The organism is Actinoplanes sp. NPDC089786 (assembly GCF_040684855.1).
Lineage (GTDB): Bacteria > Actinomycetota > Actinomycetes > Mycobacteriales > Micromonosporaceae > Actinoplanes.
This window is the reverse complement of sequence record NZ_JBFBGU010000016.1, coordinates 89209-110484: the sequence shown is the minus strand read 5'-3', so window position 1 is coordinate 110484 and position 21276 is coordinate 89209. Positions and strand designations below refer to the sequence as shown.

General features: G+C 70.5%; 18 protein-coding genes. 9 read left to right on the top strand and 9 right to left on the bottom strand.

Annotated features, from left to right (window positions below; translation table 11 throughout):
* Positions 1-31: 31 nt before the first annotated feature.
* On the top strand, positions 32-2758 hold the full coding sequence (locus AB0O15_RS33500; RefSeq protein WP_364326980.1) for a hypothetical protein: 2727 nt from the start codon (positions 32-34) through the stop codon (positions 2756-2758).
* Positions 2759-2771: 13 nt separating this feature from the next.
* Here AB0O15_RS33500 and AB0O15_RS33495 read toward each other — a convergent pair whose 3' ends face one another.
* Complete coding sequence (locus tag AB0O15_RS33495; RefSeq protein WP_364326977.1) at positions 2772-3692, bottom strand: LysR family transcriptional regulator; 921 nt, start codon at positions 3690-3692, stop codon at positions 2772-2774.
* A 137-nt stretch (positions 3693-3829) separates the two neighbouring features.
* Here AB0O15_RS33495 and AB0O15_RS33490 point away from each other — a divergent pair, with 137 nt between their 5' ends.
* From AB0O15_RS33490 to AB0O15_RS33460, 7 genes are all read left to right on the top strand, one after another.
* A complete protein-coding gene (locus AB0O15_RS33490) occupies positions 3830-4741 on the top strand; it encodes an NADP-dependent oxidoreductase (RefSeq protein ID WP_364326974.1) in 912 nt (303 codons plus the stop codon).
* Between the two features lie 342 nt (positions 4742-5083).
* On the top strand, positions 5084-6547 hold the full coding sequence (locus AB0O15_RS33485) for an endo-1,4-beta-xylanase (RefSeq protein ID WP_364326971.1): 1464 nt from the start codon (positions 5084-5086) through the stop codon (positions 6545-6547).
* Positions 6548-6630: 83 nt separating this feature from the next.
* Positions 6631-7917 carry an extracellular solute-binding protein gene (locus tag AB0O15_RS33480; protein WP_364326968.1) on the top strand — a complete coding sequence of 429 codons (1287 nt, stop codon included), beginning with the start codon at positions 6631-6633 and terminating at the stop codon, positions 7915-7917.
* A 1-nt stretch (position 7918) separates the two neighbouring features.
* A complete protein-coding gene (locus AB0O15_RS33475; RefSeq protein WP_364326965.1) occupies positions 7919-8914 on the top strand; it encodes a sugar ABC transporter permease in 996 nt (331 codons plus the stop codon).
* Positions 8915-8916: 2 nt separating this feature from the next.
* Complete coding sequence (locus tag AB0O15_RS33470) at positions 8917-9747, top strand: carbohydrate ABC transporter permease (protein WP_364326962.1); 831 nt, start codon at positions 8917-8919, stop codon at positions 9745-9747.
* A 30-nt stretch (positions 9748-9777) separates the two neighbouring features.
* On the top strand, positions 9778-10518 hold the full coding sequence (locus AB0O15_RS33465; RefSeq protein WP_364326959.1) for a FadR/GntR family transcriptional regulator: 741 nt from the start codon (positions 9778-9780) through the stop codon (positions 10516-10518).
* A gap of 121 nt (positions 10519-10639) precedes the next feature.
* Positions 10640-11173: a hypothetical protein gene (locus AB0O15_RS33460; RefSeq protein WP_364326956.1), complete on the top strand. Its 534-nt coding sequence runs from the start codon at positions 10640-10642 to the stop codon at positions 11171-11173.
* A gap of 51 nt (positions 11174-11224) precedes the next feature.
* On the opposite strand, the gene AB0O15_RS33455 is transcribed toward AB0O15_RS33460, so the two are convergent.
* The 4 genes from AB0O15_RS33455 to AB0O15_RS33440 all read right to left on the bottom strand — a co-directional run bounded on the left by AB0O15_RS33455 (position 11225) and on the right by AB0O15_RS33440 (position 15577).
* Complete coding sequence (locus tag AB0O15_RS33455) at positions 11225-12379, bottom strand: mandelate racemase/muconate lactonizing enzyme family protein (protein ID WP_364326953.1); 1155 nt, start codon at positions 12377-12379, stop codon at positions 11225-11227.
* Positions 12380-12407: 28 nt separating this feature from the next.
* A complete protein-coding gene (locus tag AB0O15_RS33450) occupies positions 12408-13283 on the bottom strand; it encodes a carbohydrate ABC transporter permease (RefSeq protein ID WP_364326950.1) in 876 nt (291 codons plus the stop codon).
* Between the two features lie 3 nt (positions 13284-13286).
* Positions 13287-14132, bottom strand: a complete 846-nt coding sequence (locus tag AB0O15_RS33445) for a sugar ABC transporter permease (RefSeq protein WP_364326947.1) — start codon at positions 14130-14132, stop codon at positions 13287-13289.
* 83 nt (positions 14133-14215) lie between these two features.
* Positions 14216-15577 carry a carbohydrate ABC transporter substrate-binding protein gene (locus tag AB0O15_RS33440; RefSeq protein WP_364326944.1) on the bottom strand — a complete coding sequence of 454 codons (1362 nt, stop codon included), beginning with the start codon at positions 15575-15577 and terminating at the stop codon, positions 14216-14218.
* Positions 15578-15719: 142 nt separating this feature from the next.
* Between AB0O15_RS33440 and AB0O15_RS33435 the strand changes: the two genes are divergently transcribed.
* Positions 15720-17045: a DNA polymerase IV gene (locus tag AB0O15_RS33435; RefSeq protein ID WP_364326941.1), complete on the top strand. Its 1326-nt coding sequence runs from the start codon at positions 15720-15722 to the stop codon at positions 17043-17045.
* An 83-nt stretch (positions 17046-17128) separates the two neighbouring features.
* Here the strand turns inward: AB0O15_RS33435 and AB0O15_RS33430 are convergent, their stop codons facing one another.
* Genes AB0O15_RS33430 through AB0O15_RS33415 form a run of 4 tightly spaced genes read right to left on the bottom strand, consistent with a single transcriptional unit; the run spans position 17129 to position 21095 of the window.
* Positions 17129-17971: a GDSL-type esterase/lipase family protein gene (locus tag AB0O15_RS33430; RefSeq protein ID WP_364326938.1), complete on the bottom strand. Its 843-nt coding sequence runs from the start codon at positions 17969-17971 to the stop codon at positions 17129-17131.
* A 34-nt stretch (positions 17972-18005) separates the two neighbouring features.
* Positions 18006-18830 carry a carbohydrate ABC transporter permease gene (locus AB0O15_RS33425; RefSeq protein WP_364326935.1) on the bottom strand — a complete coding sequence of 275 codons (825 nt, stop codon included), beginning with the start codon at positions 18828-18830 and terminating at the stop codon, positions 18006-18008.
* Entirely contained in the window at positions 18827-19750 is a 924-nt protein-coding gene (locus tag AB0O15_RS33420) for a sugar ABC transporter permease (protein WP_364326932.1), read from the bottom strand. The genes AB0O15_RS33425 and AB0O15_RS33420 overlap by 4 nt, the downstream gene beginning before the upstream one ends.
* A 4-nt stretch (positions 19751-19754) precedes the next feature.
* Positions 19755-21095, bottom strand: a complete 1341-nt coding sequence (locus AB0O15_RS33415) for an ABC transporter substrate-binding protein (protein ID WP_364326929.1) — start codon at positions 21093-21095, stop codon at positions 19755-19757.
* Positions 21096-21276 lie beyond the last annotated feature (181 nt).

Here is a 21276-nt window from a genome sequence, read left to right as displayed (position 1 = left end):
GGACCCAGCGACGACGACGGATGGAGGTCCGGTGCCCCGACAGGAACGGCCGCTGGAGTCCGAGGACACCCCGCTGCTGCGATTCGCCGGTGACCTGCGGCGACTTCGCCGCCGGGCCGGCCTGCCGTCGTACCGGGAGCTCGGGAAGCGGACGAACTACTCGGCGGCGGCGCTGTCCGAGGCGTTGTCCGGCCGCCGGCTGCCCAGCCTCGCCGTCACCGGGGCGGTGGTCCGCGCCTGCCATGGTGACCTCGACGAATGGACCACCCGGTGGCGTGACCTGGCCGCCGCGCAACCGGCCGCGGGCAGCGACCCGGTGGCGCCGTACGTGGGGCTGGCCCCCTATCAGGTCGGTGACGCCGACCGGTTCTTCGGCCGCGAGGCCGTCACCGACACGCTGGCCACGCTGGTCGAGGACCGCCCGTTCGTCGGCGTCTTCGGCGCCTCCGGCGCGGGCAAGTCGTCGCTGCTGCGGGCCGGTCTGATCGCCCACAGCAAACGCACTCCCCTGCTGCTCGCACCGGGCGCCGATCCGATCACCGAGCTGGCCGCGGCGGTGGCGCATCTCGCCGACGAACCCACCGACCGGGTCCGCCGCGACCTCGCGGCCGGCCCCGAGGCCCTGCGCGGCTGGCTCGCCAAGGCCGCCGACGACCTGCTGCTGGTGGTCGACCAGTTCGAGGAGGTCTTCACGCTCTGCGACGACCCGGCCCGGCTCTGGCTGATCCGGGCGCTGACCACGGCCGCGGGACCACGCGCCCGGGTCGTGATCAGCGCCCGCGCCGACTTCTACGGTCACTGCGCACGCCATCCCGAGCTGGTCGCCGCGCTGCACCGGGCCCAGGTCCTGGTCGGCCCCATGTCGACCGAGGAGCTCCGGTCGGCGATCACCGAACCGGCCGCGCGGGCCGGGGCGTCGATCGAGACGGCGCTGGTGGCCCGGCTCGTCGCCGACGTCGCCGGTCAGCCGGCCGCCCTGCCGCTGGTGTCACACACCCTGGCCGAGACCTGGCGCCGGCGGCGCGGGATGGTCCTGACCCTGGCCGGCTACGAGGACGTCGGTGGCATCGAGCACGCGCTGGCCCGGACCGCCGAACACACCTTCGAGGCGCTCTCCGACGACGACCGGGGCGCGGCGCGGCGGTTGTTCCTGCGGCTGGTGGTGCCGGGCGACGGCACCGCGGACACCAGGCGCCGGGTCCCGCGCACCGATCTGGACGTGCCGGACGCGCTGCTCGACCGGCTCGCCGCCGCGCGGCTGATCACCATCGACCGGGACAGCGTCGAGCTGACCCACGAAGCGCTGCTGCGGGCCTGGCCCCGCCTGGCCGGGTGGATCGACCAGGACCGCGACGACCTGCGCGCCCAGCACCGGCTCACCGAGGCGACCGCGGCCTGGGCCGCCCACGACCACGATCCCGACACCCTCTACCGCGGCGCCCGGCTCGACCAGGCCGCCCGGTTGCGCGACCGGCTCAACCCGGGCGAGCGGGCCTTCCTCGACGCCGGCCTGGCCGCCGAACACGCCCGCACCCTGGCCGGCCGGCGCGCCACCCGCCGGTTGCGCCGGCTCGCCGCCGGGCTGACCGCCCTGGCCGTGCTGCTCGCCGGCACCGCCACCCTCGCGGTGGCCGCCCAGCACAGGGCCGCCCGGCAGCGCAACGAGGCGCTGTCCCTGCGAGCCGCCGACGCCGCCCGGAGCCTGATCACCTCCCAGCCCCGCGAGGCCGCCGCCCTGGCCCTGGCCGCGTACCGGCTCGCGCCCACCGCCGAGTCCCGGGACGCGCTGATCCTGGCGGAGGCGGCGGCCGGCGCCACCACCCTCGGCCAGGGCTTCTCGAGCCCGCCCGGCCGGTACGCGGTCACCTACGACAAGGAGACGCAGGGCGAACGGCTCTGGCGCCGGGACGGCACGACCTGGCGACCGGCGGGCAGCCTTCCCGCCACGACCGGTTACCTCCACCTGAGCAGCCTCGACGAGCACCGGGCCATCTACTGGAACGCGGACAACAGATCCCTGCTGTGGGACCTGACCGACCTGGACCACCCTCGCCACATCCGGGCCCCGGCCGATCTGGAGATGAAGGACAGCATGGACCGGACCGGTTCCGTGCTGGGCGCGGTGGGGGCCGACCGGGCGGCCCGGGTGTGGCGGGTCGGTGACCGGTCGGCCCGCCGGCTGCCGGCCGACGGCGTGGTCGGGACGGCCGTGCTCGCCGACGGCACCGGCATCGTCCTGAGCCGGCGGGTCGGCGACCAGGACGCGATCGAGCTGTGGACCCTCGACGGTCGCCGGAGCGCCACCCTGCTGCGGGTGCCGCACCCGGCGGTTCTCCGGGCCGGGCCGGGCGGGCTGATCGCCGTCACGTCCTACGCTCGTGAGGTGTCCACGACCATCATGGACGCGACCGACCCCGGCGCCCCGCGAATCGTGGCCCGGGCCGGTGGCCTGGACGAGACGGCGGCCATCACCTTCGACGCGGCCGGCCGGGCGGTGGCCGTCGTGGACGGCACCCAAGCCCGGATCTGGGACGTCGCGACCGGCCGGAACCTGCTGACCCTGCACACCCAGGGCCTCCGCCTGAACGCGCCCCGCCTCGACGGCCATGACCTGGCCGTCATCGACGGGAAGTCGGCGATGTGGCGGATCGATCCCGACCTGACCGCGGTGATCCGGCAGGTCTGCTCCCGGCCCGTCATCGTGGACCGGGCCCGCTACTTCCCCGGCACCCCGGGCCAGCGGTTGTGCCCCGGGTGACACGGAGATCCGGTCAGCCGGGGGCCTGAGCGAGGGGCTGGATGGCGGCACGAAGACGCTCCCGGAGCCACCGGGAGGCGGGGTCGTGGTCGACCCGGCGGTGCCAGCGCAGTTCGACGTTCGCGGCCGGCAGGTCGAAGGGCACCTCGTGGCGGCGCAACGGGACGCCGCGTTCGGCCAGGTGCGCGGCCGTGACGTGCGGCACGAGGCAGATGAGGCCGTGTTCGAGGGCCATCAGAGCACCCACCGAGTAGGACGGAACGACCGCGGCGACCTGGCGGGACCGGCCGATCCGTTCCAGGGCGTCATCGAGCGGACCCCGGGCGAGGCCGCGTCGCGAGGCGGAGATGTGCGGATGGCGGCACAGGTCGTCCACCGTGAGGTGCGGGGCGCGGCCCAGGTCGGAGTCGGCGGCCACGACCGCGACGAAGTGGGCGGTGAACAACGCCGACGTCAGGATGTCGGGCGGGGGCGGGTCCGCGACCCCGACGTCGAGGTCGATCGAGCCGTCGCGCAACGGCTCCGGTTCCTTGGAGTCCTGATGGACGAACCGCAGGCGGACGCCGGGCGCCTCGTCGGCGATCCGGCGGGTGAGCCGGGGCGCGAGAACCGGGGTGAGAGCGTCGTTCAGGCGGATGGCGAAGGTGCGCTGCCAGGTGGCGGGGTCGCTGCCGGCGGGATCGGCGCGCAGGCCGTCGGCGGCGTCGAGCAGCGCTTTGACCCGGCCCGCGGCGTGCTGGGCGAACGGGGTCGGAACCAGGCCACGGCCGGCCCGGACGAGGATCGGATCGTTCAGGGCCCGCCGCAATCGGCTCAGCGCGCGGCTGGTCGCCGGCGCCGACAGGTGCAGGCGACCAGCCGCCTCCACGACGCTGCCGGTGTCCATCAGCGCGTGGAAGACGCGCAGCAGGTTGAGGTCCAGTTCCTCCGGCATGCGCGCTCCCTGTCGTGCGTACGACGCAAGTAATCCTTACCAACAATGCACTGGGCATCATGCCAGGCGGAACCAATACTGCTGTCATGCCGAGAATCGTGCGTCCTACCGCCCATGGCACACCCGATGTGCTTGTCGTGACCGAGGTGCCGGCGCCGCGCGCGTCCGACGGCGAGGTGGTCGTCGAGGTGCGCGCCGCGGGCGTCAATCCGATCGACTGGAAGATCTACAGCGGCGCCTTCCACACCGTGGACGACGACCACAAGGACGCCGCCGGGATCGCCGCCTCGATGCCGTCGATCGGGCTGGAATGCGCGGGCGTGATCACTGAGGTCGGCGCGGAGGTGACCGGCGTGCGGGTCGGGGACGAGGTCATCGTCTACCCCGTGACGGGCGCCTACGCCGACTACGTGACCGCCCCGGCCGCCTCGATCGTCGCCAAACCGGCCGGGCTCGGGTGGGCCGAGGCCGGGTCGCTGCTGCTGACCGGCACCACCGCGGTCCACGCGCTGCAGGTGACCGGCGTCGGCGCCGGTGACACGGTGCTCGTGCACGGCGGGTCCGGCGGCGTCGGCCTGATGGGCGTCCAGCTGGCGGCCGCGGCCGGGGCGACGGTCGTCGCCACCGCGGCCGAACGCAACCACGCGCTGCTGCGCGAGCTGAAGGCCGTCCCGGTCGCCTACGGCCCCGGGCTGGCCGACCGGGTACGCGCCGCCGCACCGCGGGGCGTGAGCGCCGCGGTCGACTTCGCCGGCACCGACGAGGCGCTCGACGTGTCGCTGGAGCTGGTGGCCGATCGCGCCCGGATCGCCTCGATCACCGGGTCGGCGCGGCGGGCCTCGGCGGGCATCCGGCTGCTCGGCTACGGGCCGGGGCAGGACGCGGGAACCGAGGTCCGCAACGCCGCCCGCCGGGATCTCGTCGAACGCGCCGGGTCCGGGGCGCTGCGCGTGATCGTCGAGGCCACCTTCCCGCTCGCCGACGCCGCGAAGGCCCACGAGATCGGCCTGGCCGGACACGGTCCCGGCAAGCTGGTGCTGCTTCCCTGACCGGCATAGTTCCGTAAGTTTCGGATTGAAACCTTTCGAGTCCCCGCTTCGTCGCCACCGCAGAAGAATTCGATCAGCCTAGGAAGGGGGCATAACTCCAGCTCAAGAGCCTCCGAAGGGGAAATGCGGCCAGCCGGCGCCGGAATCTACTTCCGGATGTTTTCCGGAAAGTATTGTTTCGCTGGTGTTGCGATGCCTAGCATGGCCTGACATTCACCTTCATCGCTCTCTGGTTCAGGTCGGGCAATCCACCGACATCCCCTTCACCCCGCACTGTGGCTCGATGCCCCCTGCCCGCGTGAAGCCGGGTGGCCCGGTCCGGGACCGAGAAAGGAGGCCATCGTGGCAATCAGCTCCCCCGTTCCGCCCGCCGGCTCGTCACGACGCCGGTCGCTGCCCTTCCGTCCCCTGCTCGGTGTCGCCGCGGTCGTCCTCGCCGCGGCCGGCCTGGGTCTGGCCATGCCCGCCGCCAACGCCGCGGCGAACACCCTGGGCGCCGCGGCCGCCCAGTCGGGCCGCTATTTCGGCACGGCCATCGCGGCCGGCCGGCTCAACGACTCGACGTACAGCACGATCGCCGCCCGCGAATTCAACATGATCACGGCCGAGAACGAGATGAAGCCGGACGCGACGGAACCCAACCGCGGCCAGTTCAACTTCAGCTCCGGCGACCAGATCTACAACTGGGCGACCCAGCGCGGCCTGAAGGTGCGCGGCCACACCCTCGCCTGGCACGCACAGCAGCCGGGCTGGATGCAGAGCCTCAACGGCAGCGCCCTGCGCCAGGCGATGATCGACCACATCAACGGCGTGATGGCCCACTACCGCGGCAAGCTCGCCGCCTGGGACGTCGTCAACGAGGCCTTCGAGGAGAACGGCAGCCGCCGCAACTCCAACCTGCAGGGCACCGGCAACGACTGGATCGAGGTGGCGTTCCGCACCGCCCGCGCCGCCGACCCGAACGTCAAGCTCTGCTACAACGACTACAACATCGAGAACTGGTCGTACGCCAAGACGCAGGGCGTCTACAACATGATCCGGGACTTCAAGTCCCGCGGCGTGCCGATCGACTGCGTGGGCCTGCAGACCCACTTCACCGGCGGCAGTTCGCTGCCGGGCAACTTCCAGACCACCCTGTCGAGCTTCGCCGCGCTGGGCGTGGATGTCGCCCTGACCGAGGTCGACGTCACCAACGCTTCCACCTCGCAGTACGCCGGGCTCACCCAGGCCTGCCTCAACGTGCCGCGCTGCATCGGCATCACGGTGTGGGGCGTGCGGGACAGCGATTCGTGGCGCTCCAACGAGAGCCCGCTGCTGTTCGACGGTGGCGGCAACAAGAAGGCGGCGTACACCTCGGTGCTCAACGTCCTCAACTCGGCGAGCCCCGGGCCGTCGCCCAGCGATGATCCCTCCACCCCGCCGAACCCCGGTGGCTCGGGCCGGATCGTCGGCGCCCAGTCGGGCCGGTGCGTCGACGTGCCGGGCGCGTCCCAGAACAACGGCACCCGGGTCCAGCTCTACGACTGCAACGGTCAGTCCAACCAGGCCTGGACGCTCACCTCGAGCAAGCAGCTGACCGTGTACGGCAACCGGTGCCTGGACGCCGCCGGCTCGGGCAACGGGTCGGCCGTGCAGATCTACAGCTGCAACGGGCAGGCGAACCAGCAGTGGAACGTCACCTCCGGCGGCACCATCACCGGCGTGCAGTCCGGGCGCTGCCTGGACGTCTGGGGCAGCGGCAACGGTCAGCAGATCCAGCTCTACGACTGCAACGGACAGGCCAACCAGCGGTTCAGTCTGAGCTGAGCCCCATGGACCGAGGCGGTGCGGCGTCACCACCGGGCTCGCCGCGCCGCCTCGCACCATCCCCACCCGAGAGGTGACTCGCAATGGCAGCACGCAAGACCCTTGTCCTGACGGCCGTGGTGGCTCTGGGCCTGGCCGGCCTGTCCGCCTGCGGAGGGGGCGACGACGGCGGCTCCGACTCCGGCGGCAACGTCACGATGACGTTGTGGCAGAACGCCACGACCGGCCCCGGCCGGGCGTTCTGGGACAAGGTGGCGGCCGACTTCCACACCGCCCACCCGAACGTGACGATCAAGGTCCAGACGGTCCAGAACGAGGACCTCGACGGCAAGCTGCAGACCGCGCTGAACTCCGGCTCGGCGCCCGACCTGTTCCTGCAGCGCGGCGGCGGCAAGATGGCCGCGATGGTCGAGGCCGGCCAGCTCAAGGACATCAGCGACGACATCACCGCCGAGACCAAGGCGGCGGTGGGCGCCGTGCTCGGTACCGGCACGGTCGACGGCAAGACGTACGCCGTACCGACCTCGATCCTGCCCGGCGGTCTCTGGTACAGCCAGGACCTGTTCAAGGCGGCCGGGGTGACCACGCCACCGGCCACCCTGGACGAGCTCAACGCGGCCGTCACCAAGCTCAAGGCGAAGAACACCCCGATCGCGCTGGGCGGCAAGGACGCCTGGCCGGCCGCCCACTGGTACTACTGGTTCGCCCTGCGCGCGTGCGGCAAGGCCACGCTCGACGCCACCGCCAAGAGCAAGACCTTCGACGACCCGTGCTGGACCAAGGCCGGTGAGGACCTCAAGGCGTTCGCCGCCACCCAGCCGTTCAACAACGGCTTCCTGACCACCTCGGCGCAGCAGGGCGCGGGCAGCTCGGCGGGCCTGATCGCCAACCGGAAGGCGAGCATGGAGCTCATGGGCGCCTGGGACCCGGGCGTGATCGCCGGCCTCACCAAGGACACCAAGCCGCTGCCCGACCTGGGCTTCTTCCCCTTCCCGGCGGTTCCCGGCGGCCAGGGCGACCCGGCCGCGATCATGGGCGGCGCGGACGGCTTCTCGTGTTCGGCCAAGGCGCCCAAGGAGTGCGCCGACTTCCTGAACTACCTGGTGACCAAGGACGTGCAGACGGCCTCCTACAAGGCCTTCAACTCGCTGCCGGTCAACAAGGAGGCCCAGGCGGTCATCACCGAGCCCTACCTCAAGGCGTGCCTCGAGGCCTACAACAAGGCGCCGTACGTGTCGCAGTGGCTCGACACCGTCTACGGCCAGAGCGTCGGAAACGCCCTGAACGTCGGCGTCGTCAACCTGCTGGCCGGCAAGGGCGACGTCGCCGGGATCATCAAGGCCGTCAACGACGCGGCCAAGAAGGGTTGACGTGAGCGCTGCTGTCACCGAGGGAGCGTCCAGCAGCCGCGCGCGGGACGGGGGCGACGTTCCGGCGCCGCCCCCGCTCCGGCCCCGCCGCCGCGGGATCGGCTGGGCCCAGCGCCTGGAGATCCTGCTGCTGTCCGGCCCGGCGATCGTCGTCTTCGTCGGTTTCGTGATCGTCCCGGTCCTGCTCGCCGCCTACTACGGCTTCTATCGCTGGAAGGGCTACGGGGTTCCGACGAACTTCGTCGGCCTCGACAACTACGTCACCATCCTCGAGGACAGCTCGTTCCACGAGGCGCTGTGGCACAACGGGTTGATCGTCGTGCTGTCGATCGTCCTGCAGGGCCCGATCGCCGTCGGGCTGGCCCTGCTGCTCAACCGGAGGATGCGCGGGCAGTCGGTGATCCGGGTGCTGATCTTCGTACCGTACGTGATCTCCGAGGTCATCGTCGGGACCGCCTGGAGCCTGATGCTGCAGACCAACGGCGCGGTCAACGACGTGCTGCGGTCGATCGGGCTGGGCGGGCTGGCCGAGGACTGGCTGGCCGACCCGAAGCTGGCCATCTGGACCCTGATGCTGATCCTGACCTGGAAGTACATCGGGTTCGCGGTGATCCTGTTCCTGGCCGGGATGCAGAACATCCCGGAGGAGCTGTCCGAGGCGGCGGCGATGGACGGCGCGTCGTTCTGGCAGACCCAGCGGGAGATCACCCTGCCGCTGCTCGCGCCGACGATCCGGATCTGGGCCTTCCTGTCGATCATCGGCGCGCTGCAGCTGTTCGACCTGGTCTACATCATCTGGGGCCAGTACGTCGCCTCGACCGCCGGCACCTCGACGATGGCGACGTACATGGTCGTCGAGGGCCGCAACGCCGCCAATTACGGCTACGGCAACGCGGTGGCCGTCGTGCTGTTCCTGATCTCCCTGACCATCGCGCTGGTGTACCAGCGCTTCGTTCTGCGCCGGGACACCGAGGGCGCGCTCACCGAGGGAGCCTAGGCATGGCCAGAAAGGCAAGCGGCGGAGGCGACCCGATCGTCTACGTGGCCGCCCTGCTGCTGATCGGGGTCATGCTCGGTCCCGTCCTCTACATCATCATCGGCGGGTTCCGGACCAACTCGCAGATCACCGTCGACCCGGCCGGTCTGCCCGACCCGTGGGTGGGCGGCAACTACACCGACGTGCTGACCAGCGACACGTTCTGGCGCCAGGTCGGCAACTCGACCATCGCCGCGGTGGCCACCACCCTCGGCGTCGTCATGCTGGGCGTGATGGCGAGCTTCGTGCTGGCCCGCTACCGGTTCCGTGGCCGCGGGGCGATGTACGCGCTGTTCGCCGCCGGCCTGATGTTCCCGATCACCGTGGCCATCACGCCGCTCTACATCCTGATCAAGAATCTGGGCCTGGTGAACACCCTGCCCGGCGTCATCCTCCCGCAGATCGCCTTCGGGCTGCCCACCACGGTCATCATCCTGGTGCCGTTCCTGCGGGCGATCCCCCGGGAGATCGAGGAGGCGGCGATCATCGACCGGTGCAGCCGGCTCGGCTTCTTCTGGCGGATCGTGCTCCCGCTCTCGGTCCCCGGCCTGGTCACCACCGGGATCCTGGCCTTCATCGGCAGCTGGAACAGCTACCTGCTGCCGTTGTTCATCCTGAACGACCAGGACACCTTCACCCTGCCGCTGGGCGTGCAGGCCTTCTCGTCGCAGTACTCGGTCGACACGGCGAAGGTGCTCGCCTTCACCTCGTTGTCGATGATCCCGGCACTGGTGTTCTTCAGCCTGTTCGAACGCCGCATCGTCGGCGGGCTCACCGGCGCGGTCAAGGGGTGACCTGCGGATAGTGCTCGTTAAGATGCCGTCATGACGGCATCTTCGAACGCGTTCCCGCTCCCGCCGCGCCGGCGCGCCGAGCGGCTGAGCGTCGCCGTCGTCAGCGAGCTGGCCGAGCTCATCGTGACCGGTCAGATCGCCGAGGGTGAGCTGCTCCCGCCCGAGGGCCCGCTCAGCGAGCACTTCGGGGTGAGCCGCACGGTGATCCGCGAGTCGGCGAAGCTGCTCGAGGAGAAGGGCCTGGTGCTGGTGACCCAGGGCCGGGGAACGCAGGTGGCGCGGTCCGGCTCCTGGAACATGCTCGACCCGGTGGTGATCTCGGCCCTGATCGACAACGACGAGTCCTCGGGGGTGCTCGACGAGCTGTCCATCGTCCGCGGGAACCTCGAGTCGGCGATGGCCGGCGCGGTGGCCGCCGGCCGTACGCCGGACGAGCTGACCCGCATCGAGCACGCGCTGCAGGTGATGCGGGAGATGCCGTACGAGAGCGACTCCTTCCGCCAGGCCGACGTGGTCTTCCACCTGACGGTCATGGAGCTGTCCCGCAACCGGCTGGCCGAGAACATCGCCAAGCGCCTCTACCTGCGGGCCCAGGAGAGCAGCCGGTTCCGGGGCTTCGGGTACGAGAACGCGTTCCGGTCCACTCTGGACGAACACACCGCCATCGTCGAAGCGATCTCCCGCCGGGACGTCGCCGCCGCCGAACGCGTCATGCGCGAGCACATCATCGGTTCCTGGCAGCGCCGCCGGTTCCAGCCCCCCAAGAACTGAGCCGGGTAGCCAGGGTTCTGGTCGCTCACGGCCGGCAAGATCACCACCGTGACAGGCGCCCAACAGCTTCCTGACATTCGTGATTCAGGGTGGCGTCATGCGCGTACATACCATCTGTGCCATGGCCGGACTGGCCTTGGGCCTGCAGCTCCTTACCACCGGATGCGACGCGTCGGCCGACACCGCGGCGCCGGAGGTTGCGACGTTGCAGACAGCGTCGGCCGCCACGTCGGCGGTGCCCTCCCCGGTGACACAAGAGCGTCCGTTGATCCGTCCCGATGACGACCCGGCGACGGTCGACCGGCTCACCGAAGTCTGGACCGCCTGCCTGATCCGCCAGGGGATCCCGATCACCCCCCAGAGGCCGAAGGTGGACCTTTCCGACGAGCGTTACCGGGACAAGGCGAAGGCGTGTGAGTCCAAGCTCCCGGAGCCGTGGCTCGACCGTGAACGACGTACCAACCCACACTTCGAGGACCTCATGCGGGCCGAGGTCAAGTGCCTGAAGGACAAGGGGTACGACGTGACGCTCGGCGGGGATCCGCTGTATCCGATGTACGCCGGCGGCCCGTCAGAGAGCAATCGCGCCTTCGAGGATGAGCAGGAGTGTCAGCGTCAGGCGTTCCAGGAGTCCATCGAGAAATACAAAGGGTGACGCTGACGGCCACAGGTGGCGCAGGTCGGCCGGTCGGCGATCCCCAGCTGATCAGAAGGGCTCCCGCGGCGAGTCGGGAACCAGGCGCCGGCCCGCCCACGCCGGGCGGACGTGCGGCCCGCCCACCGCGGGCACCGAGGCGGGCGGACGGATCTCGGCGATACGCTGCTCGTCGACCCGGATGCCGAGGCCCGGCTCATCGCCGAGGACGATCCCGCCGTCCTGGTGTTCCTGGTCCACCCGCAGACCGGCCGGCCAGGTGAGTGCCTGCACCTCGAAGGTCAGGTGGTTGGGCACCGCGGTGGCGGCGTGCGCCAGCGGGCTGGCGTGCGCGCCGACCGGGCTCACCGGCAGGTCGAGGCTGTGGGCCACGGCCGCCACCCGGAGGAAGTGGGTGATCCCCCAGACGTTGCCGACCTGGACGATGTCCACCGCGCCGGCGTCAAGCAACGGCCGGTACTGCTCGAGCCCGGTGAGGTTCTCGCCGGTGGCCACGGCCGCGCGGATGCCCCGGCGGACCGACGCGAGCCCGGCGGCGTCCCACCGGCGTACCGGCTCCTCGACCCAGGTGAGGTCGACCGCCCGCTCCAGCTCGGTCACGTACCGCACGGCCTGCGACCGGTTCCAGGACTCGTTGGCGTCGAACATCAGGGCCGGACGCGCTGAGTTGCGCCCGAGGACGTCCCGGAGCGCTCGCAGCCGGCGCAGGTCGTGGTCGAGGTCGCGGCCGCCCTTCAGCTTGCCGGACGCGAAGCCGCGGGCGGCGAAGTCCTCGTACAGCCGGACCAGGTCGTCGTCGCCTAGGGCGATGTCGAGGCCCGAGGCGTAGCCCGGGACGAACCGGTCCAGTCCACCGAGCAGGCGCCACAACGGTTCGCCGGCGGCCTTCGCCTTGAGGTCCCAGAGCGCCATGTCGAGCACGCCGATGGTGCCGAAGACCGCGCCGGCGTGCCCGGTCTTGAACACCGCGGCCAGCATCCGGTCGTACAGCGCCGACACGCCCCGGGGGTCCTCCCCCTCGACCACGGCGAAGACGCTCGCCACGTCCGGGTGCGGGCCGACCCCGATCCCCTCCAGCCCGGCGTCGGTCTCGACGATCAGCACGTGCACGTCGGTGCGAGGCTCGGGCATCACCCCGTTGGCGTCGCCGATCAGCCGGCCCCAGTCGTACTCGGTGGTCAGGCTGCGAAAACCGGTGACCTTCACACTCGCTCCTCTGCTGCGGGTACGCGACTCACTCCTTGGTGCCGCCCGCCGTCATGCCGGACACCAGGAACCGTTGGGAGAACAGGAAGACGACGAGTACCGGGAGCACCGAGACGACGGTGGCCAGCGCCAGCGTCGGCAGCTGCACCGACTCCGACCCGGCCGAGCTGGGGTTGAACGCCGGGGTCGAGGCCAGCAACGAGGTGAGCCCGACCTGGATCGGGTAGCCGTCGCTGGACGGCAGCATCACGAACGGCAGGAAGAAGTTGTTCCAGCTCTGCACGAAGCTGAAGAACGCCACCAGCGCCACGATCGGCGCGGCCAGCGGCAGGGCCACCTTGGTGAACACCTGGATCTCCCGGCATCCGTCGATCCGGGCCGCGGCGAGCAGGTCCCGCGGGATGCTGGTGGAGAAGTAGATGTACGTCAGGTAGACACCGAACGGGAAGAACGACATCGGCAGGATCACCGACAGCGGGCTGCCGATCAGCCCGACGGTGTTGAGCTCGAGGAAGATCGGCAGCACCAGCGCGGTGTTCGGGATCAGCATCACGACCAGCGTGACGATCAGCAGCAGGCGGCGGAACCGGAACTCGGTCAGCGCCAGGGCGTAGCCGGCCGGGATGCCGGCGATCAGGGTGACGACCAGAGCGCCGATCGCGTACACGGCCGAATTGCCGACCCACGTGGTGACCGCGCCGTCCTGGAAGCCGAACAGCTGGTCCGCGTTGGCCGCCAGGCCGGACCATCGGCCGGGCGCGAACGGGCTGCCCACCGTGAGCTCGCGGGCCGTCTTGGTCGAGGCCAGGAGCAACCACACGAGGGGTACGAGGAAGAACAGCGTGAAGACCGCCAGCAGCAGCCCGGCGATCGCGCGGCCACTCCAGCCACGGGCAGAGGTCATGGCTCAGTCCTTCTCGAACAGACCGCCGCGCGTCACGAACACGGCGGACAGGGCGAGGGCGATGACCAGCAGCAGCAGCGAGATCGCGGCGGCACCGTTGAAGTCGTTCTGCTGGAAGGCGTACTGGTACGCCAGCTGGTTGAGCGAGTAGTCGTTGGGCACGACCGCGTTGCTGGCCTGCGAGAGCAGCTGGGGCTCGACGAACAGCTGGGTGCCCGCGGCGAGCGACATGATCCCCATGTACGAGATCCACTTACGCAACAAGGGAAGCTGGATCCGCCAGGCGATCTGCGCCGGGCCGGCGCCGTCCATCCGGGCGGCCTCGATCACCTCGGCCGAGATGTTGTTCAGCGCCCCGTACATGATGACGATCCATCCGCCCGCCCCGGTCCAGAACGCGATGATGGCGAAGATCGGCGGCAGGTTCGCGGGCACGATGACCTCGACGAAGCTGCCGAAGCCGAACAGGTGCAGCAGACCGGCGGCCGGTCCGGCGGCCGGGTCGAGCACGAACAGCCACAGCAGGACGCTGGAGGCGCCGGCCAGGGCGCCCGGCAGGTAGAACACCAGCCGCAGCGTGCTGCTCAGCCAGCGCACCGACACGGCGTGCACGACGATGGCCAGGAAGGTCACCAGCACGATCAGTGCGACCAGCCAGATCACCAGGTAGAGGGCGACATGGCCGACGGCCGGGAGGAACCGGAAGTCACCGATCGCCCGGGTGAAGTTGTCCAGCCCGGCGAACCCGCCCTCGGCGTCGGTGAACGCCAGCCACAGCGAGTAGAGGGCCGGCAGCACGCCGAAGGCCAGCGTCAGCACCGCGTACGGGGCGACGAAGCCGTAGCTCATCGCGTTCCCGGGCCGGCCCGCCGGCCGCCGGCCCGGCCGGCGACGTTGAACCGCCGCCGGCCGGACCGCCCCTTCGACCGCTGTCACTTGGCCGTGTAGCCGTTGACCTGGGCCTGGTTCTTGATCGCCGTCTCCCACTCGGGCAGCAGGTCGACCAGGCTCTTGCCGTCGGCGATGGCCGGGGTGATCGTCTTGGCCCAGACGGCCTCCTGGCTGAACGTCCCGGAACCCCAGCCGTCCCAGATCTGGGTGCCGGCCTTGACCAGGTTCTGCAGGTCGGTGGCGTAGTAGCCGCTGGACTCCTGCTTCTTGATCCACTTCTCCCCCGCCGAGGCGAAGGCCGGGTAGCCGGGAGCGACGTTCACCTGGTAGTCGTCGGCGGTCGTGACGAACTCGGCGAACGTCGCGGCTGCCTTGAGGTTCTTCGAGTGGCTGCTGATGAACCAGGTGCCGCCACCGACGTTGCCGGTAACCGCGGGATCCGACGACCAGGCCGGCGGGGCGCCGACGCCGAGCTGACCCTTGGGGACGTTCAGCGCCTGCGGGTTGTTGAAGATGGCGCCCGCATACCAGGCCGGGCCGGGCATGACGAGGACCTTGCCGGCGTACTTCTTCACGAACTCCGGCGTGAAGACGCTGATGTTCGGGGTGGTGCCGTTCTTGATCAGGGTGTCCAGCATCGCCGCGGCGCGCTTGCACTCCTCACTGCCGGTGACGACGGTGACCGTCTTGGGCCCGGTGACGCCGTTCGCCTGGCACTTGCTGGCCCAGAAGAAGACCTCCGGCGTCCAGGCGTCGCCGACGGTGCCGACGATGTAGCCCGGGTGCTCCTTGGCCACCTTCTCGCCGAGGGCCTGGTAGTCCGGCCAGGTGGCGGGGACCTGATAGCCGAACTTGTCGAGGAGCGTCTTGTTGTACCAGAGGACGGCCTGGGCGAGGTCGTTGCGCAGGCAGTAGACCTTGCCCTCGACGGTGCAGGGGTTCAGCGAGCCCGCGGTGAAGCCGTCCAGCGTGGCCTTGGGCACGAGCCCGTCGCTGAGCGTGGCCGCGAACGCCTGCTTGCCGTTGGTCTTCTGGCTGGCCCAGGCCGCGTCGTTGTTCTGGCTGGAGAAGACGACGTCGGGCCAGCCGCTGCCGGCCCGGTCGAACAGCTGCATCTTGGTCCGGAAGGAGTTGGAACCGTTGGCGGAGCCGTCGTAGCTGACCGCCTTGACCGGCACGTCGGGGTTGGCCTTCTTGAAGGCCTCGACCGCGCCCGCCCGGTCGGCGTCCACCCAGACCGTGATCTCGGCCTTCTCGTCCTGGGTCACCTGGGGGAAGCCGTACGAGCCGGCCGAGTCGTTCGTGTCGCCACCACCGTTGCAGGCGGTCAAGGCCAGGGCGGCGGCCAGGAGCCCGGCGGCCATGGCCCCACGCCCCCGCCACAACCGTGTCGTATCACCCATGTCGGATCCTTGTCGGTCAACGTGTTGATGGTCCGTTCATCGTCGCGAAATGTAAGGGCATACGTATCACCTTTGCAATAGGTGATACGTATGCTGTTTCCGTCGGCGCGAGTCTGTCGTACCCATGAACGACACTGGGGCGGTGAGGACGTCGAGGCGGGAGGCGAGCATCGCCCACGTCGACCTCGACGCGATGTTCGCCGCGGTCGAACAGCGCGACAAGGTGTCGCTGCGCGGCCGGCCGGTCATCGTCGGCGGCGTGGCGGGTCGCGGCGTCGTCGCCACCGCGTCCTATGAGGCTCGCCGTTACGGAGCGCGCTCGGCGATGCCGACCGCCGAGGCCCGGCGGCGCTGCCCACCGGGCACCGCCTTCCTGGCGCCCCGGTTCGCCGCCTACCGGCGGACCAGCGAGGTGGTGATGGCCGTCCTGGCCGATCTGTCACCCCTGGTGGAGCAGGTCTCCATCGACGAGGCCTACGTCGACCTGGCCGCCGCCGGCCGGCACGACCTGTCCGGGCCGGGCGTCACCGCGCTCGCCGAGCAGGTCAAGCAGATGATCGCCGCCGCGACCGGCGGCGTCACCGCGTCGATCGGCGTCGGCACCTCGAAGCTGGTCGCCAAGATCGGCTCGGATCTGAACAAGCCCGACGGGCTGACCGTGGCCCCGCCCGGCGGCGAACAGGCGCTGCTGCACCCGTTGCCGGTGACCCGGCTGCCCGGGGTCGGGCCGGCCACCGCCGAACGGCTGCGCCGCGCCGGTGCCCACACCATCGGCGCGCTGGCCGCCGTGCCGCTGCCCGAGTTGATCGACTGGTTCGGCCAGGCCCACGGGGCCGGGCTGTACCGGCTGGCCCGCGCCGACGACGACCGCCCCCTGGTCGGGGAACGCGAGGCGAAGTCGGTGTCGGCCGAGGAGACCTTCGACGTCGACCTGACCGACCGGACCCGGCTGAACACCGAGATCGACCTGCTCGCCACCCGGGTCGGCGGCCGGCTCCGGGCCGGGGGCGTGTCGGCCCGCACGGTGACGATCAAGGTCCGGCACTACGACTTCACCACGATCACCCGGTCGGTGACCCGGGCCCAGCCCACCGACGACCCCCGGCTCGTCGCCCAGCTCGCCCGCCGCCTGCTGGCCGAGATCGACACCTCCAGCGGCATCCGCCTGCTCGGCGTCGGCGTCACCACGCTGGCCGACTTCGTCCAGGACGACCTCTTCGCCACACCGGCCGAAGCCCTTCCGGTGGCCCCGGCCGCCGCCACCGAGGAGAGGACCGAGGCGCCGGTCGAGTGGCGGCCCGGCCAGGATGTCCGGCACGACGTGCACGGCGCCGGCTGGGTGTGGGGCAGCGGTCAGGGCCGCGTGACCGTCCGCTTCGAAGGCCCCACCACCCCGCCCGGACCGGTACGCACCTTCGCGATCGGCGACCCGGCCCTGCACCGGGCCGATCCGCCCGACTGGACCTGATCCGGTCACTCCGCCGCGAGGTGGGGCCTCCGCCGCGAGATGGGGCCTCCGCCGCGAGATGGGGCCTCCGCCGCGAGGTGGGGTCACTCCGCCGCGAGGTGGCTGACGACGTGGGTGAGGATGAGTCGCTGACCGGCCGGTGCGGGATGGACGCCGTCGGCCTCGAGGAACGAGCCGACGTCCGCACCCCGGGTCGCGGCGTGCAGGTCGAGACCGGCCGGGTCGACCTTGCGGACGATCTCGGCGACCTCGGCGATGTCGCTCGCCCGCCACCACACCGGGTCACCGGCGAAGAAGTCGTCGATGCGTCGTTGGTCGGCCGCCGGTGGGGTGATCACCGTGGTGGCGGCGCCGAGACCGGTGATGAGGTCGAGGAGCACGCGCAGGTTGCGCTCGGTCTCGGGTCCGGTGGCCATCCGGTGTCCGGCGGCCCGGCCGTGGACGCGGACGTCATTGGTGCCGAGCATGAGCAGGACCCGGGTCGGCCGGCCGGCTTCGAGCAGATCGAACCGTTCGATCACGTCGGCGGTGGTGTTGCCGCTGACGCCCAGGTTGATCATCGTGGGAGCCTCCGCGCCGGCCGGCGTCACGGCGGCCGACAGGATCTCGAACCAGCCGATGCGGTCGGCGGTGATGGAGTCGCCGATCGCGACCACCCGGTCCTCCGGGCGGAACGGCAGGGCGCGGAGCAGGTCCCGGAAGGCCGCGTCGGCGAGCATCTCGGCCGCGGTCTCCCGCACCTGGGCGGCGAAGGTGTCGACGATCGATCGCACGGCCGGCACGGAGCACCGGAGCATCTGGGCGAGCAGGTCGTCGTGCAGATCGTCGGTGACCGGGAAACGCCGCAGCATCGGCCAGTTGCGGGTGTGCGTGTAGCGGACGAAGTTCCGGCGCTCGTCGTCGGTCGGGCCGTGCGTGCTGGTCATGTGTCGGTTCCGGTCGTGAGAAGGTGCGGTCGGATCAGCCCTTGATCGAGCCTTGGAGCAGCGCGGCCACGAACCGGCGCTGGAAGACCAGGAACACGGCCAGGGTGGGCGCGAGGATGAGCAGCGAACCGGCGCAGAGCAGCGGGATGTCGGTGCCCCACTGGCCCTGGAAGGCGCCGAGGGCGCCGGCCATGGTGCGTTTCGCCGGGTCGTCGACCAGCACGATGGCCAGCAGAAACTGGTTCCAGGTCCAGAGGAACAGCAGGATCGCCAGGGACGACAGGGCGGGCCGGGCCAGCGGCAGGTGCACCCGCCGGAACAGCTGCCAGGTGGTGGCGCCGTCGAGGCGCGCCGCCTCGGACAGGTCTTCCGGCATGGTCACGAAGTGGGCCCGCATCCAGAGCACCGAGAACGGCATGAACAGGCCGATGAGCGGCAGGATGATCGCCCAGCGGGTGTTGAGCAGTCCCAGGTCGCGAACCTGGTAGTACAGCGGCGTGATGATGCCCTCGAACGGCAGCGTCAGCCCGAGCACGAAGATCAGGAAGCCGATGCGGTGACCGGGCATGCGCAGATGGCCGAAGGCGAACCCGGCCATGGTGCCGAACAGCAGCGAGATCGGGACGACGCCGGCCACGATCAGGGCGCTGGAGACCAGCAGCTGGCCCATCCGCGCCGACCGGAAGGCGTCGGCGAAGTTCCCCCACTGTGGATCGTCCGGCCAGGACAGCCCGGCCGGATAGCTGCCCGACGGGTGCAACGCGGTGACGAACAGGCTGACGAAGGGCACCACGGTGATCGCCATCAGGAGCAGCAGCAGGACGCGCCCGATCAGGGCCTCGCGGCGGTTGACGATCATCGGGATCCGTCTCGGGTGAATCGCTGGACCGGCAGGACGCAGGCCAGGACGAGCAGCACGAGCACGACCGCCAGGGCGGAGGCCCGGCCCACCTCACGCTCGGCGAAGGCCAGATAGAAGATCTCCAGCCCGGGAACCATGGTGGAGTTGCCCGGCCCGCCCTGGGTGGCGATGTAGACGATGTCGAAGCTGGCCAGGGCGGCGATGATGGTGACGGTCACGCAGACGCCGATCTCCTGGCGCAGGCTGGGCAGCGTGATGGCGAAGAACTCGCGCACCGGGCCGGCCCCGTCGAGGCGCGCCGACTCGTACAGCGCGACATCGATCTTGCTCATCCCGGCCAGCAGGAGCAGCGTGCACAGCCCGACGAGCACCCAGGCGCCGATCACCCCGACGGCCGGCAGCGCGGTCCCGAAGTCACCCAGCCACGCGCGGGTGACGCCGCCCAGGCCGACGGCCGACAGGAACTCGTTGGCCAGACCGGTCGTGGACAGCAGCCAGCTCCACATGATGCCGGCCGCGACCAGCGGGATGACCTGCGGCAGGAACAGCACCGTACGGGCGACCAGGGCCAGCCGGCTCTGCGCGATGCCGCGGATCGTGGCCGCCACGAACAGGCCGAGCAGCACCGGGATTCCGCTGAAGAACAGGATCAGCTCGAACGCGTGCAGGATCGGCGCGAACTGCTCGGGATCGGTGAACAGCCGGGTGTAGTTCGCGGCCCCGACCCAGCGGGACGCGCCGATGCCGTTCCAGTCGTAGAACGAGTACTGGACGGTCAGCGCCAGGGGACGCAGCACGAAGACGGCGTACATCACGGCCGCGGGGGCGGCGAACAGCCAGCCGAGCCAGGCCCCGGGGCGGCGCGAACGCCGCACCGGAGCCGTCGCGGTCCGGGTCGCGGATCGAGGACGGGTCACCTGATCAGCCCTTGACCTGACTCTCGTAATCCTTTTGCACGGACTTCAACAGGGCGTCCGCGCTCTGCTGACCGGCGGCCAGCTTCTGCAGTTGCGGGGTCCAGCTCTTGGCGTAGATCGCGCCGGTCGCGTTGGCGATGAAGTCCATGGCCCCGTTGTCCTTGCCGATGGTGGCGCCGGCGGTCAGCGTCGCCGCGGTGACGGTGCCCTCCTTGACCGGGGGCATGTAGGCGTCCGACGGGCCCATCGGGTGTGAGCCGCCGACCGTCACGGCGATGTCGCGGGCCTTCTGATTGGTCGCCACCCAGTTCAGGAAGTACGCGGCGCAGTCCGCGTGCGGCGCCTTGGCGCTGATCCCGTAGGTCAGGGGCGCCGACATCGCGGCCTGCTTGCCGCCCGGCGCCTGCGGGGGCATCAGGAAGAAGCCGGCGTTGCCCGCCATCTGCTTGTCGAGGTTGCCGGACTCCCAGTCACCGTTGAAGATGAACAGCGCCTTGCCGCCGATGAAGCGGCTCATCATCGTCGCGTAGTCCTGCGAGTTGATGTCCGGGGCGAAGTAACCGGCCTTGATCCACTTCTCCAGGTGTTGGGTGGCCTGCAGGTTGCTCGGGGTGTCGATGGTGGCGCCGGGCTTCTGGAAGATCCAGTCGTTGATCGCGGCCGGATCGCCGTACGCGGCCATCAGGTTCTGCAGGGGGAAGGCGAGCCCGCCGGTCGCGCCGCCGTTGAACTGGTTGATCGGCGTGAGCCCGGCGTCCTTGGCCTTCCGCAGAACGGTGTCCAGCTCGGCCAGCGTGGCCGGCGGTTGCGTCATGCCGATCTGGGCGGCCAGCTTCTTGTTGTAGAAGACGCCGGTCATGCTGAAGTTCAGCCCCTGCGCCTGCAGCGGACCGTCACCACGCTGACCACCGGGGTTGACCCGCATCTGCTCCAGCTGCGACGCCGGCCACTTGTCCCACCCGTACGCCTGGGCGTAGGCGTCCAGGGGCTTGAGCAGGCTGTCCTTGACCAGCTCGGAGACCTGCGGCAGCCGCATCAGATCGGGCGGGTCGTCGGCCAGCACCCTCGGCGCGTTCTGGGTGATCACCGCGAACTGGTCCTCGCGGACCTCCCACTTGACGTTCGGGAACTGCTTGGTGAACTCGTCGGCGAGCTGCTTGGGTAGCGGGAAGCCGGTCTCGAAATAGCCCTTCAGGGTGACCGGATCGCTGCCGCAGGAGGTGGTCACCGCGGCCGCGCTGCTCGCCGCGTCCGGGGTTCCGGAGTCGCTGCCCGGAGCGCTGCAGCCGGCCGCGGCGATCAGGAGACCGGTGCAGGCCAGCGCCGCTATCGTCGGATATCTCATGCTTCACCACATTCTCGGATGGACGTAGCCCGGCCGCGAGGGACATGGCCGGTGGGGCGTCGACACATCTGCGTTACAAGCACGAAACCCCACCTCGAAAGCGGTGTCAAGAGATTCTATCGAAGCACTTTTCTAGGCGGCCGCACTCGTCCCGATCAGGGCTTCCCCGGGTTTCACCGCT

What these genes read in the sequence shown, in the direction of transcription:
- AB0O15_RS33495 (WP_364326977.1), bottom strand. Translation starts at nt 3,692, where the DNA reads ATGCCGGAGGAACTGGACCTCAACCTGCTGCGCGTCTTCCACGCGCTG.
- AB0O15_RS33460 (WP_364326956.1), top strand. Translation starts at nt 10,640, where the DNA reads ATGGCCGGACTGGCCTTGGGCCTGCAGCTCCTTACCACCGGATGCGAC.
- AB0O15_RS33425 (WP_364326935.1), bottom strand. Translation starts at nt 18,830, where the DNA reads ATGATCGTCAACCGCCGCGAGGCCCTGATCGGGCGCGTCCTGCTGCTG.
- AB0O15_RS33440 (WP_364326944.1), bottom strand. Translation starts at nt 15,577, where the DNA reads ATGGGTGATACGACACGGTTGTGGCGGGGGCGTGGGGCCATGGCCGCC.
- AB0O15_RS33445 (WP_364326947.1), bottom strand. Translation starts at nt 14,132, where the DNA reads ATGAGCTACGGCTTCGTCGCCCCGTACGCGGTGCTGACGCTGGCCTTC.
- AB0O15_RS33430 (WP_364326938.1), bottom strand. Translation starts at nt 17,971, where the DNA reads ATGACCAGCACGCACGGCCCGACCGACGACGAGCGCCGGAACTTCGTC.
- AB0O15_RS33415 (WP_364326929.1), bottom strand. Translation starts at nt 21,095, where the DNA reads ATGAGATATCCGACGATAGCGGCGCTGGCCTGCACCGGTCTCCTGATC.
- AB0O15_RS33450 (WP_364326950.1), bottom strand. Translation starts at nt 13,283, where the DNA reads ATGACCTCTGCCCGTGGCTGGAGTGGCCGCGCGATCGCCGGGCTGCTG.
- AB0O15_RS33470 (WP_364326962.1), top strand. Translation starts at nt 8,917, where the DNA reads ATGGCCAGAAAGGCAAGCGGCGGAGGCGACCCGATCGTCTACGTGGCC.
- AB0O15_RS33480 (WP_364326968.1), top strand. Translation starts at nt 6,631, where the DNA reads ATGGCAGCACGCAAGACCCTTGTCCTGACGGCCGTGGTGGCTCTGGGC.
- AB0O15_RS33465 (WP_364326959.1), top strand. Translation starts at nt 9,778, where the DNA reads ATGACGGCATCTTCGAACGCGTTCCCGCTCCCGCCGCGCCGGCGCGCC.